This is a genomic window from Rhizobium sp. Root483D2, from assembly GCF_001426685.1.
GTDB classification, from domain to species: domain Bacteria; phylum Pseudomonadota; class Alphaproteobacteria; order Rhizobiales; family Rhizobiaceae; genus Pararhizobium; species Pararhizobium qamdonense.
The window spans coordinates 502,321-516,918 of record NZ_LMFB01000019.1 but is presented as its reverse complement, the minus strand read 5'-3'; the positions used below and the strand labels follow the sequence as shown (position 1 = coordinate 516,918).

Sequence of the window (14,598 nt, the reverse complement as noted above, 5' to 3'; positions counted from 1 at the left end):
AAGCGTCTCCTTACGCCGCAAGCATCGCGTCGAGCTTGCCGGCGCGTTCCAGCGCATGCAGGTCGTCGCAGCCGCCGATATGGGCATTGTTGATGAAGATCTGCGGGAAGGTCGTGCCGCCATTCGACCGCTCGATCATTTTCTGGCGAATTTCCGGAGCATAGGTTGCGTCATGCTCCTCGAACTGCACGCCCTTGGTTTCCAGAAGTTTCTTGGCTGCGGAACAATAGCCGCAGAATTGACGGGTATAAATGACAACCGAAGCCATGAGTTGATCTGCTCCTTCACCGGCCCTGCGCCAGTACACATACCGTGTCATATAAGGCCGGACATGGCTCTTGCAAAGGTCAAAACCGTCACATCGCCTGCCCCCGCCCTCTTCAGCGCCCGGGTCGCCGCCGAAACGGTAGCCCCCGTCGTATAGACGTCATCGACGAGAACGATCCGTTTGCCAAACAGCGCCGCCCGGCCGTCCTCCGTCACCGAGAAAGCGCCCCGCACGTTCTCCGCACGCTGGCTGGCGCCCAGCCCAACCTGTTGCGCGGTGCGCCGGTGGCGGATCAGCACCGTCGCGAGATATGGCTTGCCGGAACTGCGGGCGATGGCCCGGGCAAGCTCGGCCGACTGGTTGAACTTGCGGCCAAACAGCCGGAACGCATGCAGCGGCACCGGGACGATTGCATCGCAAGCCGCAACGGTGCCGTCGCTCGCCCGGATCATCCATTGCGCCATCATCACGGCGAGATCGGTGCGGTCGCGATATTTCAAACCATGGACGAGCGCCTTGGCAATGCCGTCATGGATGGCAGCCGAGCGCAGCCGCTCGAACACCGGCGGATTGGCGATCGCATCGGCCGACAGGATGCCCGCGCCCAGATCATGGGAAAACGGCAGGCCCAGGACCTCGCAATAGGGCCGCTCGATCAACCGCAACGTCGCCCAGCAGGCGGGACAGACGCCGCGATGCTGCCCGGTCAAACGGCCGCAACCGGCGCAAACCGGGGGATAGACGGCATCGACCGCCGCCGCCATCAGACCGCGCAGGCCTCCCCGCAGCCCTTTGGCCAGCCGCCATCCCGGATTTTCTGCCCCATCATCCGCCATGAGGTTGACTTTACGGCGGGCCGGGTTTCATTGCGATCAGATTTTTGAGTGATCAGGACAGCAAAGCCATGGATATCGTTTTCGACCAGACGCTCATCGAGGCCCGCCGCAAGCGCGCCTTTCGCAACGGCGACCCCAAGGCGCAATTCCTGCTGGAGATCGCCGCCCAGGAACTGTCTGAGCGCCTTGATGTCGTGGAGCGCCATTTCGACAAGGCAGTCGAACTGCACGGCTATACCGGCCTCACCGCCCGCTATATCGCAAAAACCGGCAAAGTGACGGATATCGAGCGCATCGAAACCGATCCGGCCTTTGCCGCCCCGGATGAAAAGGTCTCCGCCGCATCGCTGGAAACGGTGCCGCTATCCCCGGAATCGGTCAATCTCATCGTCTCGCCGCTATCGCTGCACCTGACCAACGATACGCCCGGCGTGTTCATCCAGGTGCGCCGTGCGCTCAAACCCGACGGCCTCTTCCTCGCCGCCATTCCCGGCTCCGGCACCTTGCAGGAGCTGCGCGAGGTTCTCCTGGCGGCCGAAAGCGAAATGACCGGCGGCGCCAGCCCGCGCGTCATTCCCTTTGCCGATGTCCGCGATATCGGAGCGCTTTTGCAGCGCGCCGGCTTCAGCCTGCCGGTTGCCGATACCGAAAGCTACACGGTGCGATACGCATCGCTGTTTTCGCTGTTGAAAGATCTGCGGTCGATGGGAATGACCAATCCGCTTTCGGCCCGCAGCCGCAAGCCCCTGACCCGCAGCTTTTTCGTGCGGGCGGCGGAAATCTATGCCGAACGCTTTGCCGATCCGGATGGCCGCATCAGGGCGACCTTCTCGATCATTTATATTTCCGGCTGGGCACCGCACGAAAGCCAGCAGAAACCGCTGAAACCCGGCTCGGCGAAACAACGGCTATCCGACGCGCTGAGCACGCGGGAATTGCCGCTGAAAGATGAACAACAGGAATTCGGCGCTTAAGAGCGCTTCATCTTCGAATGGAGGCGCTCTAAGCCGGCCTGACGCCGAGGATGGCGTTGGTAATCGTCTGGAAGACAGCCAGCAATGAATCGGAGAACGCGGTCAGTCCGATCAGCATGCCAATCGAAATCAGGCTGGCCAGGAGGCCATATTCGATCGCCGTGGCAGCGGACTTGTCGTTGAGAAACCGGTTCAGTATCGTCATGTGCTCCCCAGCCTGTTCTGCGCTTGCCCAACCCGGCGATACCGCCTGAAAAGCACGTCAACGCGCGATATCATTGTTGTCCGGCTGGCAACGAACGCAAGACCGGGTATCCCGGCTCTACGTCATCAGCAGCCGCTTTTGCTTCCGTCACTGTCGATAATGCAGACTGCGCCCGGCATTTCCTGCAGCACGCTGCGGCGCACCGTGTAGCGCTTGGCCGGCGGGCTGCTCGGGATCGAGCCGGTCGTGATATTATCGTAGTCGATCGGCGCGTTGGCCATCACCTTATTGTCCGATTTCGACAGCATCGGCGTCAAAATGAGGGTCAGCGCGATGACGGCGGTCCCGAACAGCAGCGACAGATTAAGCGCACCGGTGCGGCGGCTCTGGGTCGTCACCAGATCCTTGTCCTGAACCGTTCTCCAAAAATCGTCGTCGACCATTGTTTGCCTCTTCGAATATGTGCGTTTTCTTGAAGACGGCTCACCCACCGCTTCACCATGTCGACGCCTATAAAAAACCGGTATCGGCCACGGGAATCATCCCCAAACCAATAGACACCGGCACTTACTCGAAGCTGATTGTGCGGGAGGGTGATAAATGTTCGATTAATAAAATAGAAATTTCCGGGATTAGATCAGAGCAGATCCATTAAGTAGGGGATAAGTGGCTCGTCAGCCGGCGGCATCGGATAGTCGCGCAGGGCCTTGGGACGGACCCATTTCACCGCCTGCCCTTCCCGGCCATAGGCAACGCCCTCATAACGCCGGCAGACATAGAGCGGCATCAGCAGATGAAAATCGTCATAGGTGTGGCTGGCAAAGGTCAAAGGCGCCAGACACGCGACCTTGGTACGCACGCCCAGTTCCTCATCCAGTTCGCGTATCAGCGTTTCCTCCGGCGTCTCGCCGGGCTCGACCTTGCCGCCCGGAAACTCCCAAAGTCCCGCCAGGGACTTGCCCTCGGGCCGTTGTGCCAGAAGGATCCGGCCATCGCTATCGACCAGCGCGCAGGCAGCAACGAGCAGAATTTTCCGGCCGGCACTCTCCATCGTCAAACTCCTTGCCGCCGGTACGCATACCGGTAGACATCCTTGAAGCCGAATTTGCGGTAGAGTTGTATAGCGCCCTCATTGTCGGCTTCGACCGAAAGCCAGGCGGTGCGGGCACCCCGCAGACGCGCCCAGCGCAGCGACGCATTGACGATGGCGCTACCGACGCCCTGACGTCTTACGCTCTCGGCAACCGCCACTTGCAAGATCCCCGCGAGATCATTGTCATGCACGGCGAGCGACACAGCGATCGGTCCCTCGTCCTGCGCCTCGAAGAGAAACAGTCCGCATTCCGGCTTGATGGCGTTGATGATTTCGGCAAGCCCCGCTTTCTCCAGGCTGCTCTCGCCGCAAATCTGCAGACGTGCGTCAACAAAACGGCCGACATCGCGCAACGGCAGGTGCTCGATCGATTCCGTCGTGTCGTTCGGCGGAATATCGGCCATCATGACGATGCTCTCAGAGAAAACCGGCCATTGCTGTTCGTCCATATAGGCAATCAGCGGCGGCGGGGTCAGCGGCGTCTGGCGGACGGTGAGCGGGCGGCCATAATCGGAAAAACGCTTGGCGGCCTTTTGAAGCCGCACCTCGATATCGCGGCTGTCGGACGGATCGAGCGGATTGACCGAATTCAGCCGCTTGGAATCATGTCCCGCCGTCAGACGGATCAGCCAGCTGCCGTCATACTGGACCGAAGCCGCCGGCCAGGCGCGAAAGCCGACAGCCTCCAGACGGCGCACGTTCGGCAGTTCGGCTTTCGAAATCGTATTCTGCACGGCCATCAGCTCCGATAGTCGCCATTGATCTCGATATATTCCTTCGTCAGATCGCAGGTATAGACGGTCGCGCTGCCTGATCCGAGACCGATCTCGACGCGGATAGCGATGTCTTCCTGCTTCATCACCGCAGACGCGGCAGCCTCCGAATAGGTCGGATCGCGCTCGCCATCAACGGCAACGCGGACATCGCCGAACCAGATTGCCAACCGGTCGCGGTCGGCAAGCTCGCCGGATTTTCCGACAGCCATGACCACGCGGCCCCAATTGGCATCCTCGCCGGCCACCGCCGTCTTCACCAGCGGCGAATTGGCGATCGAGAGACCGATGCGCTTGGCGGCAGCATCGCTCTCTGCGCCCTCAACGGTCACGGCAACCATCTTGCGGGCACCTTCGCCATCGCGAACCACCTGCAGCGCCAGATCGCGCAGGAGATCGTTGAGGGCCACACGGAAGCCATCGAGCGCCGGATCGGTTGGGCTGACGATCTTTGCCTGCCCGTCCTTGCCGGCAGCGCCAGTTGCAAACAGCATCAGCGTGTCGGAGGTCGATGTATCGCTATCGACGGTGACGGAGTTGAAGGTCGGGCCTGTGCCCTCGGACAACAGAACCTGCAGGGCTTCCGGCGTGATATCCGCGTCGGTGACGACAAACGACAGCATCGTCGCCATATCGGGCGCGATCATGCCGGCGCCCTTGGCGATACCGTTGATGGTGACGGTAACGCCACCAATTTCGGTGCTGCGGGTGGCAACCTTCGGATAGGTGTCTGTGGTCATGATCGCCTTGGCGGCTTCGAACCAGAAATCGCCTACCGCCTTTTCGGTCATGTCGCTGAGAACGCCAGCAAATTTCGTTGCATCCAGCGGTTCGCCGATGACGCCGGTGGAGGCGAGAAACACCTCACCGGTCGAGCACCCAACCGCCTGCGACGCCGACTGCGCTGTGAGTTCCGTCGCCGCCCTGCCCTTCTTGCCGGTAAAGGCATTGGCATTGCCGGAATTGACGACCACGGCACGGGCAAGGCCGCCGGACAGGTTCTGGCGGCAGAAATCGACGGGAGCGGACGGGCAGCGCGACCGGGTAAAGACACCGGCGACGGCAGCCGGCACGTCGAAGACCATCAGCAGGACATCCGTGCGGTTCTTGTACTTGATGCCGGCGGCGGCTGTCGCCATGCGCACACCGCGCACCGGCGGCATGTCGGCAAAGGATTTGGGGGCAAGCGGGGAAACGGAACCGGACATGATCAACCCTGTTTAGCGATGATGGCCCGGCCTGCGGGCCCACAAACGAAATCCCGAAGAGCCTGACGCCTCCGGGACCTTTGTCGTTCACTTGATATCAGAACGGCGTGACCGGCCGACGACGAACGGTCACGCGTCATCTCGTCAGTTTGCGGTTTCTGCTTCCGCCTTGTTGGCCTCGTCATAGGCCTTCTTCAAAGCCGGATCGGTAATATCGACGCCCGCGTCCTTCTTGGCTGCGGTCAGAAGCTCGATATACTTGTCGCGCATGACGAGCTGCTTGACCTGCGGCTCGACCTGCTCGAACGGCGGCGGTGGCTGCATGCGCTTGTCTTCGAGCAGGATGACATGGAAGCCGAACTGCGTCTTGACCGGCACTTCGGTATACTTGCCCTTTTCGAGCTTGAAGGCCGCTTCGGAGAATTCCGGAACCATGCGGTCCTTGGTGAAATAGCCGAGATCGCCGCCATCAGCCTTGTTCGGATCGGTCGACTTTTCCTTGGCAATGGTCGCAAAGTCCTTGCCGGCATCCAGATCCTTAATGATCGCCTTGGCTTCTTCCTCGGTCTTCACCAGAATATGGCGGGCCTTGGCTTCTTCCTGCGCCGGGATCTTGGCGATTTCCACGTCGTAGCGGGCCTTGACCTCTTCCGGCTTGACGGCATCGACGACGTGCTTCTTGAAGAAGGCGTTGTGCAGCTCGCGGTCGGTCAGATAGGCAAGACGCTTCTTGAAGTCCGCATCGTTCTGCAGGCCTTCCTTGTCCGCATCCTTGGCCAGGAGCTTCACGTCGATCAGGCCGGAAAGGGCTGCGGCGCGCTTCTGGTCGTCCGGCAGCTGGGCAAGCTGCGGATCAAGGCCGGTCAGGGCATAATCGAGCTCGGACTGGTGGATTTCCGTATCGCCAACCTTGGCAATAACCGGATCGGCCGCGTCCTGCGCTGCTGCCGGGCCCTGGGCGGCCATGACAGCAATCAGGGCAACTGCCGCAAGCATTTTGTATTTCAACATCCTCATACCTTCCACGATGGTATCCGAACCGCGGTCACGGCCGGCCTGAAACGTTCCACATCATCAGATTGTGGCCGTTCTGTAGCCTTGGCGTGCCTCAACTCCGTTGACATAATTCGACCCCCCTCTTATCTGTCACGCAACCTCGCGTCCAGAACAGTTCCGGGCGTTTCATAGTATTTCGCGGAAATTGACCGCGTTGGCGACATAGAAGAAAGGACCATTCTTATGGTCAGTCTCGGCGGCCTCGCCCGCAAAATCTTCGGCTCATCGAATGACCGCCGTGTGCGGGGCTACAAAGCTAAGGTCGATGCCATCAACGCCCTGGAAGCTGAAACCAAAGCGCTTTCTGACGAGGCCCTGGCTGCCAAGACCGTTGAGTTCCGCCAGCAACTGGCTGATGGCAAGACGCTGGACGATCTGCTGGTCCCGGCTTTTGCCGTTGCCCGCGAAGGCGCGCGGCGGGCGCTCGGCCTGCGACCTTTTGACGTCCAGCTGATCGGCGGCATCATCCTGCATGAAAAGTCGATCGCGGAAATGAAAACCGGCGAAGGCAAGACCCTTGTCGCCACGCTGCCGGTCTATCTCAACGCGCTTGCCGGCAAGGGCGTTCACGTCGTCACGGTCAACGATTACCTCGCCACCCGCGACTCGGCGACGATGAACCGGATCTATTCGTTTCTCGGCCTGACCACGGGCGTCATCGTCCACGGCCTGACCGACGACCAGCGCCGCGACGCCTATGCCTGCGACGTCACCTACGCGACCAACAATGAACTCGGCTTCGATTACCTGCGCGACAACATGAAGTACGAGCGCAACCAGATGGTCCAGCGCGGACACTTCTTCGCGATCGTCGACGAAGTCGATTCGATCCTCGTCGATGAAGCTCGCACGCCGCTGATCATTTCCGGCCCGCTCGACGACCGCTCGGATCTCTACAACACCATCGACCGGTTCATCCCGCTGCTGTCGCCGGAAGATTACGAGATCGATGAAAAACAGCGCTCGGCCAACTTCTCCGAAGACGGCACGGAAAAGCTCGAAAACCTTTTGCGCGAAGCAAACCTGTTGAAGGGCGAGACGCTCTACGACGTGGAAAATGTCGCGATCGTCCATCACGTCAACAATGCGTTGAAGGCGCACAAGCTTTTCCAGAAGGACAAGGACTATATCGTCCGCAACGACGAGATCGTCATCATCGACGAATTCACCGGCCGCATGATGCCGGGCCGCCGCTATTCGGAAGGCCAGCATCAGGCCTTGGAAGCCAAGGAAAAGGTCACCATCCAGCCGGAAAACCAGACACTGGCCTCGGTGACCTTCCAGAACTATTTCCGCATGTACAACAAGCTCGGCGGCATGACCGGCACGGCTTCGACCGAAGCCGAGGAATTCGGCAATATTTACGGCCTCGAAGTCGTCGAAGTGCCGACCAATCTGCCGATCAAGCGTATCGATGAAGACGACGAAGTCTACCGGACGGTTGAAGAGAAATACAAGGCGATCATCGCCGAGATCAAGGAATCCCAGGACCGCCAGCAGCCGGTTCTGGTCGGCACCACCTCGATCGAAAAGTCCGAGCTTCTGGCAAAGATGCTCAAGGACGCCGGCTTCACCAATTTCCAGGTCCTGAACGCCCGTTACCACGAGCAGGAAGCCTATATCGTTTCGCAGGCCGGCGTGCCCGGCGCGGTGACCATCGCCACCAACATGGCAGGCCGCGGCACTGACATCCAGCTGGGCGGCAACCTGGAAATGCGCATCGAGCGTGAACTCGGCGAGATGGAACATGGCCCCGAGCGCGACGAAAAGGAAGCCGCGATCAAGGTCGAGGTTCAGCGTCTGAAGGACATCGCGCTGGGTGCCGGTGGCCTCTACGTTCTGGCGACCGAACGTCACGAAAGCCGCCGCATCGACAACCAGCTGCGCGGCCGTTCCGGCCGTCAGGGCGACCCCGGCCGCTCGAAATTCTTCCTGTCGCTGCAGGACGACCTGATGCGCATCTTCGGCTCCGACCGCATGGATTCGATGTTGCAGAAGCTTGGTCTCAAGGAAGGCGAAGCGATCGTCCATCCCTGGATCAACAAGGCGCTGGAACGCGCCCAGAAAAAGGTCGAGGCCCGCAACTTCGACACGCGTAAAAACCTTCTGAAATACGACGACGTTCTGAACGACCAGCGCAAGGTCATCTTCGAACAACGCATCGAGATGATGGACGCAACGGATATTTCCGAAACCGTGTCCGACATGCGCCACGAGGTGATCGAGGATATCGTTGCCAAGCGCATTCCGGAAAAAGCCTATGCCGAACAGTGGGATGCCACCGGCCTGAAGACCGACGTGCAGAATTCGCTGAACCTCGACCTGCCGATCGTCGAATGGGCTGCAGAGGAAGGCATCGACGAAAACGATATCCGCGAGCGCATTACCGCTGAAGCCGACAAGGCAGCTGCAGACCGCGCCGAACGCTTTGGCCCGGACATCATGCTCTATGTCGAGCGCTCCGTGGTTCTCCAGACGCTCGATCATCTGTGGCGCGAGCATATCGTCAACCTCGATCACCTGCGCTCGGTCATCGGCTTCCGTGGCTATGCTCAGCGCGACCCGCTGCAGGAATACAAGTCGGAAGCCTTCGAGCTGTTCCAGGCACTGCTGGGCAATCTGCGCCAGGCCGTGACGGCACAACTGATGCGCGTCGAACTCGTTCGTGAAGCCGCCGAAGCGCCGCAGCCGGTTCCGCCGGAAATGGTCGGCCATCACATCGATCCCGACACCGGCGTCGATGACTTCGCCGAAAGCGTCAACCTGAACTTCGTCGAACCGGAAAACCGCAATCCGCAGGACCCGTCCAGCTGGGGCAAGGTTTCCCGCAACGAGCCCTGCCCTTGCGGCTCCGGCAAGAAGTACAAGCATTGCCATGGCGCATTCGAGGCATAAGCTTTGAGAGCTTGATTTTTTAGGTGATATCGCTTAATTCTGGAGTGGCAGACGGGAGTGCAATCCCGTCTGCCTTTGACTTACTTTTGGAAATTTATCCGGACGGCGATTGACCAGCCCGTCCGGGTTTTCCGCATCATAAGCGTGATGCTAAATGGCTTTTGCCACATAGAACACCTCCAGATTCGACAGCAAGGCCGTTGCCACAGCCGGGGAGACCATCTTCCCGGTTGCGCGGGCTGGCTTCGCGCTCGCTGCTTCTGCTATCGAATACAACCGATAATAGCATATGATTTTCTGTTGTCAGCCACCGGCGGCTTTGTAAAACTCCGTGCCGGCGGCTCCCGGTTGCACCCTTTGTTAACGCTGTTCTGTCAAGACTGACATTCTGTTTTGCGTAGTTTCGGGTACTCCATTGTTCATGGCAGCATGTCAAACGGCTGGACGAATTCTGCCGCCCGCATTGAGGGTGCGGCTATCGCCTCTGCTTGAAAAGCTCATTCCCGTGCTGACGAGCAGCGATCCCAAACATCTTGCACAGCGCATGGCGCTTGTCGCCTTCGCCATCCGTGTCGTCAGCGCGGCCATCGCCTTCGTGTCGCAAATCATCCTGGCACGCGTTATGGGCGAGTTCGAATACGGCATCTTCGTTTTCGTCTGGGTGCTGGTGGTTCTGTTCGGAAACCTCTCCTGCCTTGGCTTCCACACCGCCATCATCCGCTTCCTGCCACAGTACCGTGCCCGCGAGGCCCTGGCTGAAATTCGCGGGATGACGACGACGGTGCGCATCTTCGCACTGATGTCGGCGACCGGCGTTGCCGTCATCGGCATCGGCGGCCTCTGGCTGTTCGGCGAACGTATCGAAAGCTATTATCTTGTCCCGCTCTATCTCGGGGTCTTCTCGCTGCCGATGATTGCGCTTGGCGACGTGATGGACGGGACCTCGCGCGCCCATAGCTGGGCGGTTTCGGCCATGAGCCCGACCTATATCATCCGGCCGGTCCTCATCCTCGGCTTCATGATGCTGGCGGTTGCGATCGGCGAGCCGCATACGGCCCGCACCGCGATGATCGCCGCAATGGCGGCCACCTACCTAACCAGCGTCAGCCAGTTCTTCATCCTGACCTGGCGTTTGCGCCGGCGCTACGTCAAGGGCCCAAGCCGTATCGAGTTCGGCATCTGGTTTCGCGTCGCGCTGCCGATCTTTCTGATCGAGGGTTTCGGCTTCATGCTGACCAATTCCGACGTCGTTATCGTCGGACTTTACCTCGATCCGGCAAGTGTCGCGATCTATTTTGCCGCCGCAAAAACCATGGCACTGGTGCATTTCGTGATGTTTTCGGTGAAGGCCGCCGCATCACCACGCTTTTCCGCCGCCATGGCCAATCCCGACCGCCAGCAACTGGCCGTCATCGCCATCGAAAGCGCCAAATGGTCGTTCTGGCCATCGCTCGCCGTCGGCCTGATGGTGCTTGCCTGCGGCTCGTTCCTTCTGTCGCTGTTTGGCCCCGCCTTCGTTTCCGGCTATCCGCTGATGGCCATCCTGTTTGCCGGCATCATGGCAAAGGCGCTGGTTGGCCCGGCCGAAGCCTTTCTAACCATGGCTGGCCGGCAAAAACTGTGCGTCGCGCTCTATGCAGTGGCCCTTGTGTGCAATCTGGCGCTCAACGTCACGATGATCCCGATGTTCGGGCTGACCGGCGCGGCGATCGCCACGGCCGGCGCCATGGTCGTCGAGGCCATCCTCCTTCACGTCGCTGTCCGGCGTACCTTCGGCATCGTTCTCTTTGCCTTTGCCGATCCCCGAACCATCAAAGCAGAGGCACCCCGCCCATGACCGGCAATCCGCATTTTCCAGATGACGCCAACAGCCGGTCGGCCCGTATCCTCGGGGGCCTTGCGCAGCCGGTGCCGGACCAGCCCGTTGCCGACAACACCATTGCCATCGGCCGCCCCGGCCGCCAGCTTTGCTTTTATCCCGCGCGTCAAGGCTATGAACTGCAGGCCGAACTCGATTTCCTCTCCAACCGCGCCATGGAGCCGAACGTCTTCTTCACCGGCCGTTTCCTCGCGCCTGCCATGCCGCGCCTGGAAGACCGTATCATCCGCCTGGCGCTGATCCGCGACAATGACGAACGCCGCAGCCGCATCCGTTTCCTGATGCCGTTTTCGATCGAGAAGCCGGGTTTTTCCATCGGCGCGCCGATCATCCGTGCCTGGTCCAATCCGTTCGGCCCGCTCGGCGTGCCTCTGCTCGACGCGGAAGATGCGGCCGAAACCATCGACAATTTCTACGAGGCGCTCACCTCGCCTGCGGCAAATCTTCCCGGCGTTCTCGTGCTGCCCGATATCCGCCTCAAGGGAAAATTCGCCCAGCTGGCCCGTGCCGTCGCCATCGGCCGCAATCTGCCGCTGACGGTGACCGACACATTCAGCCGGCCGATGCTGGAAAGCCTGCAGGACGGCCAGACCTATCTGCGCCATGCCATCAGCGCTGGCCATCTGCGCGAGTTGCGCCGCCAATGGAAGCTGCTCGAACGGCTCGGCCGCGTCTCCTACAATGTGGCCCGTCAGCCCGCCGATATCCGCGTCCGGATGGAAGAATTTCTGGCGCTGGAGGCGAGCGGCTGGAAAGGCCGCGCCGCAACAGCCATGGTGCTCGACCGCTACCGCGCCGCCTTTGCGCGCGAGGCAATCACCAATCTTGCCGAAGCCGACAGCGTCCGCATCCACACGATCGATCTCGATGGTACGGCGATTGCCTCGATGATCGTCTTCATGATGGCGGGCGAGGCCTATACCTGGAAAACCGCCTATGACGAGCAATATGGCAAATACTCGCCGGGCAAGCTGCTTCTGGCCGAACTGACCGAATGGCATCTCGACGATGCCAATATCATGCGCTCTGACAGCTGTGCCGTTCCCGATCATCCGGTCATGAGCCGCTTCTGGGAGGAGCGCGAGGAGATGGGAACGCTGGTGATTGGCCTCAAACAGAACCGCGACCGCGACGTGCGCCAGGTGGCGGCCCAGCTGCATCTCTACCGCAACACCCGCAACATGGCGCGGCTGCTGCGCGAAAAGATCCGCTCGCTGGCACCCCGCGTCCTGCGCTAAAGCCTCGTACGATCAATGAGACACATCAACCCTCCGCGACCGCCCTGTCGCGCAGGAGGCGGCGGATCACCTTGCCGGACGTGGTGAGCGGCAGGCTGTCGAGAAACTCGATCTCGCGCGGATATTCATGCATCGACAGCCGCGTCTTGACCCAGTCGCGAATATCTGCGGCCAGCTCCGCGCTTGCCACATAATCTGGTCTCAGCACCACATAGGCCTTGACGATCTCGGTGCGCACCGGATTGGGCTTGCCGATCGCAGCAGCCAGCTGCACCGCCGGGTGGCCCGCCAGGCAATCCTCTATCTCGCCTGGGCCGATCCGGTAGCCGGACGAGGTGATGACATCGTCGTCGCGGCCAAAGAAGGTGATATAGCCCTCTTCGTCCTCGATGCCCTGGTCCCCCGTCGTCATCCAGTCGCCGATGAACTTTGCCGCCGTCGCCGCCTCATTGTTCCAATAGCCGAGAAACATCACCGGATCAGGCCTGCGGACAGCAACCTGCCCGACGGTTCCGGCAGGCAGCCTCTTGCCCGTTCCATCGATGATCGCAACCGCATGACCGGGTGCCGGCTTTCCCATCGAGCCCGGTTTGAGCACGCCGAGATTGGCAGCGGACGACAGGACGATATTGCACTCGGTCTGGCCATAGAACTCGTTGACCGGAACGCCGAAGGCGGCACTGGCCTGTTCCCAGGTTTCGCGCCCGAGCGATTCGCCCGCCGAGCCGATCGTGCGCAGATTGAGCCTGTAGAGTGCACGCGGATTGTCCACCGCTTTCATCAAGCGCAACGCCGTCGGCGGGATGAAGGCATTGCGCACCTCCATCTCTTCCAGGATGCGAAACGCCATATGCGGATCGAATTTCTGGCCGGGAGACGACACCACGGGTACGCCGAGAAACAAGGACGGCAGCAGCGCATTCAGGAGCCCGCCGGCCCAGGCCCAGTCGGCCGGCGTCCACATCCGGTCGCCCGGCTGTGGCAGGAAGGCATGGTGGAACTGGAAGCCGGGGACATGGCCGAGCAGGACCCGATGCCCGTGCAGCGCGCCCTTCGGCGGCCCTGTCGTTCCCGACGTGTAGATCATCATCGCCGGATCATCCGGCACCGTATCGGCAGCGGTAAAATCGGCCGCCGGCGTCTGCGCAAGACCGGAAAAGCCGATCGTGTCCTGCCCTTCGCCATCCACCAGAACAACTGTCTTCAAGTCCGGCAGCTCCCTGCGGATCGCTGCAATCTTTTCATAACCGAAACGATTGGTGACAACAGCCACGGCACCCGCATCGCGCAGCCGGTATTCAAGCGCTTCAACACCGAAGAGCAGCGCCAGCGGCAGCGCGATGGCGCCCAGCTTGTAGATGCCCGCATGCGCGATTGCCGTCTCGAAACTTTGCGGCAAAAGGATCGCCACGCGATCTCCGGGCCTGACACCCTGATCCAGAAGCCCTTGCGCAAAAGCGGAGGATTGCGCCGAAAAAGCCCCATAGGTCAAAGACAGATGCGCGCCATTGGGGCTGAAATGCTGCAGGCAGACACGATCCGGATCGCGCTTTGCCCAGGCATCGCTGACAGCCACGCCGATGTTGAATTTGTCCGGAATCTGCCAACGGAAATCGCGGCGGAGATTGTCATAGGTATCGCTGATCGGAAGCATGTGCCCGCCGCAAGAAATGTCGCTGCAGCGCACCTAACACTTCCGGCCAAGGAAATTCAACCAAAGCTCGCTGACCCTTGAGAACCGGTGGCGCGTTCCCGGCACGTCAGGACGCAAAAGCAACTTCGCGGCTATGCCGGTCGTTCAACGCCCCCAGCAATTCGTCCTGCGTCGTGTAGCCCGCAAAGAACAGATCGATGACGGCACCGGCCGCACTGACGCCTTCCTGGCTGCGCAAACGAACGCCACGCTCCGCGCAAAAGGAAAACAACGCGCCGGACAACGCATCGATATCATCAAAAATGGCGCAGGACGCAGCAGACTGGGACATGCTCGGCTCCGGGTTAAAGGCAGAATGTGCCAATGAGGGATTTGATTTGTCCCAGATTGGTCACCGCAGCGGCAATTTGCAACGCCGATGCCACGAGGCGGTTAATCGTCTTCGCAAGGTGTTCTGATTTGGAGCATGCCAAAAGTGATATGGCGAATTCGCGCGCGAAATGGTTGTGTTTCAATTAA

General features: G+C 60.6%; 14 protein-coding genes. 4 read left to right on the top strand and 10 right to left on the bottom strand.

What is annotated here, in order from left to right; translation table 11 throughout:
* Window positions 1-10 precede the first annotated feature (10 nt).
* Together grxC and ASD32_RS18715 are read right to left on the bottom strand one after the other, a co-directional pair.
* Entirely contained in the window at window positions 11-268 is a 258-nt protein-coding gene (grxC, locus tag ASD32_RS18720) for a glutaredoxin 3 (RefSeq protein WP_060639512.1), read from the bottom strand.
* Between the two features lie 47 nt (window positions 269-315).
* Entirely contained in the window at window positions 316-1,104 is a 789-nt protein-coding gene (locus ASD32_RS18715) for a ComF family protein (RefSeq protein ID WP_082546813.1), read from the bottom strand.
* A gap of 68 nt (window positions 1,105-1,172) precedes the next feature.
* Between ASD32_RS18715 and ASD32_RS18710 the strand changes: the two genes are divergently transcribed.
* Window positions 1,173-2,078 (top strand): methyltransferase domain-containing protein, encoded by a 906-nt coding sequence (locus ASD32_RS18710; RefSeq protein WP_060639511.1) that lies wholly within the window; start codon window positions 1,173-1,175, stop codon window positions 2,076-2,078.
* 28 nt (window positions 2,079-2,106) lie between these two features.
* Here ASD32_RS18710 and ASD32_RS18705 read toward each other — a convergent pair whose 3' ends face one another.
* The 6 genes from ASD32_RS18705 to ASD32_RS18680 all read right to left on the bottom strand — a co-directional run bounded on the left by ASD32_RS18705 (window position 2,107) and on the right by ASD32_RS18680 (window position 6,368).
* The gene (locus ASD32_RS18705; RefSeq protein ID WP_060639510.1) at window positions 2,107-2,283 is read right to left on the bottom strand and encodes a Flp family type IVb pilin; all 177 of its coding nucleotides are present in this window, start codon (window positions 2,281-2,283) and stop codon (window positions 2,107-2,109) included.
* A gap of 125 nt (window positions 2,284-2,408) precedes the next feature.
* Window positions 2,409-2,726, bottom strand: coding sequence for a hypothetical protein (locus ASD32_RS18700; RefSeq protein WP_060639509.1), 318 nt, complete (start codon window positions 2,724-2,726; stop codon window positions 2,409-2,411).
* A 194-nt stretch (window positions 2,727-2,920) separates the two neighbouring features.
* Window positions 2,921-3,334, bottom strand: a complete 414-nt coding sequence (mutT, locus tag ASD32_RS18695; RefSeq protein ID WP_060639508.1) for an 8-oxo-dGTP diphosphatase MutT — start codon at window positions 3,332-3,334, stop codon at window positions 2,921-2,923.
* A gap of 2 nt (window positions 3,335-3,336) precedes the next feature.
* A complete protein-coding gene (locus ASD32_RS18690) occupies window positions 3,337-4,110 on the bottom strand; it encodes a GNAT family N-acetyltransferase (RefSeq protein ID WP_244490194.1) in 774 nt (257 codons plus the stop codon).
* Between the two features lie 5 nt (window positions 4,111-4,115).
* On the bottom strand, window positions 4,116-5,357 hold the full coding sequence (gene argJ / locus ASD32_RS18685; protein WP_060639506.1) for a bifunctional glutamate N-acetyltransferase/amino-acid acetyltransferase ArgJ: 1,242 nt from the start codon (window positions 5,355-5,357) through the stop codon (window positions 4,116-4,118).
* A 144-nt stretch (window positions 5,358-5,501) separates the two neighbouring features.
* The gene (locus ASD32_RS18680; protein WP_060639505.1) at window positions 5,502-6,368 is read right to left on the bottom strand and encodes a peptidylprolyl isomerase; all 867 of its coding nucleotides are present in this window, start codon (window positions 6,366-6,368) and stop codon (window positions 5,502-5,504) included.
* Window positions 6,369-6,596: 228 nt separating this feature from the next.
* On the opposite strand from ASD32_RS18680, the gene secA reads away from it, so the two are divergent.
* The 3 genes from secA to ASD32_RS18665 all read left to right on the top strand — a co-directional run bounded on the left by secA (window position 6,597) and on the right by ASD32_RS18665 (window position 12,425).
* Window positions 6,597-9,308 (top strand): preprotein translocase subunit SecA, encoded by a 2,712-nt coding sequence (gene secA / locus ASD32_RS18675; RefSeq protein WP_060639504.1) that lies wholly within the window; start codon window positions 6,597-6,599, stop codon window positions 9,306-9,308.
* Between the two features lie 421 nt (window positions 9,309-9,729).
* Window positions 9,730-11,145 carry a lipopolysaccharide biosynthesis protein gene (locus ASD32_RS18670; protein ID WP_060639503.1) on the top strand — a complete coding sequence of 472 codons (1,416 nt, stop codon included), beginning with the start codon at window positions 9,730-9,732 and terminating at the stop codon, window positions 11,143-11,145.
* Complete coding sequence (locus ASD32_RS18665; RefSeq protein WP_060639502.1) at window positions 11,142-12,425, top strand: GNAT family N-acetyltransferase; 1,284 nt, start codon at window positions 11,142-11,144, stop codon at window positions 12,423-12,425. The genes ASD32_RS18670 and ASD32_RS18665 overlap by 4 nt, the downstream gene beginning before the upstream one ends.
* Before the next feature lie 25 nt (window positions 12,426-12,450).
* On the opposite strand, the gene ASD32_RS18660 is transcribed toward ASD32_RS18665, so the two are convergent.
* Together ASD32_RS18660 and ASD32_RS18655 are read right to left on the bottom strand one after the other, a co-directional pair.
* Window positions 12,451-14,079, bottom strand: coding sequence for an AMP-binding protein (locus tag ASD32_RS18660; RefSeq protein ID WP_060639501.1), 1,629 nt, complete (start codon window positions 14,077-14,079; stop codon window positions 12,451-12,453).
* Between the two features lie 106 nt (window positions 14,080-14,185).
* On the bottom strand, window positions 14,186-14,410 hold the full coding sequence (locus ASD32_RS18655) for a hypothetical protein (protein ID WP_060639500.1): 225 nt from the start codon (window positions 14,408-14,410) through the stop codon (window positions 14,186-14,188).
* Between the last annotated feature and the right edge of the window lie 188 nt (window positions 14,411-14,598).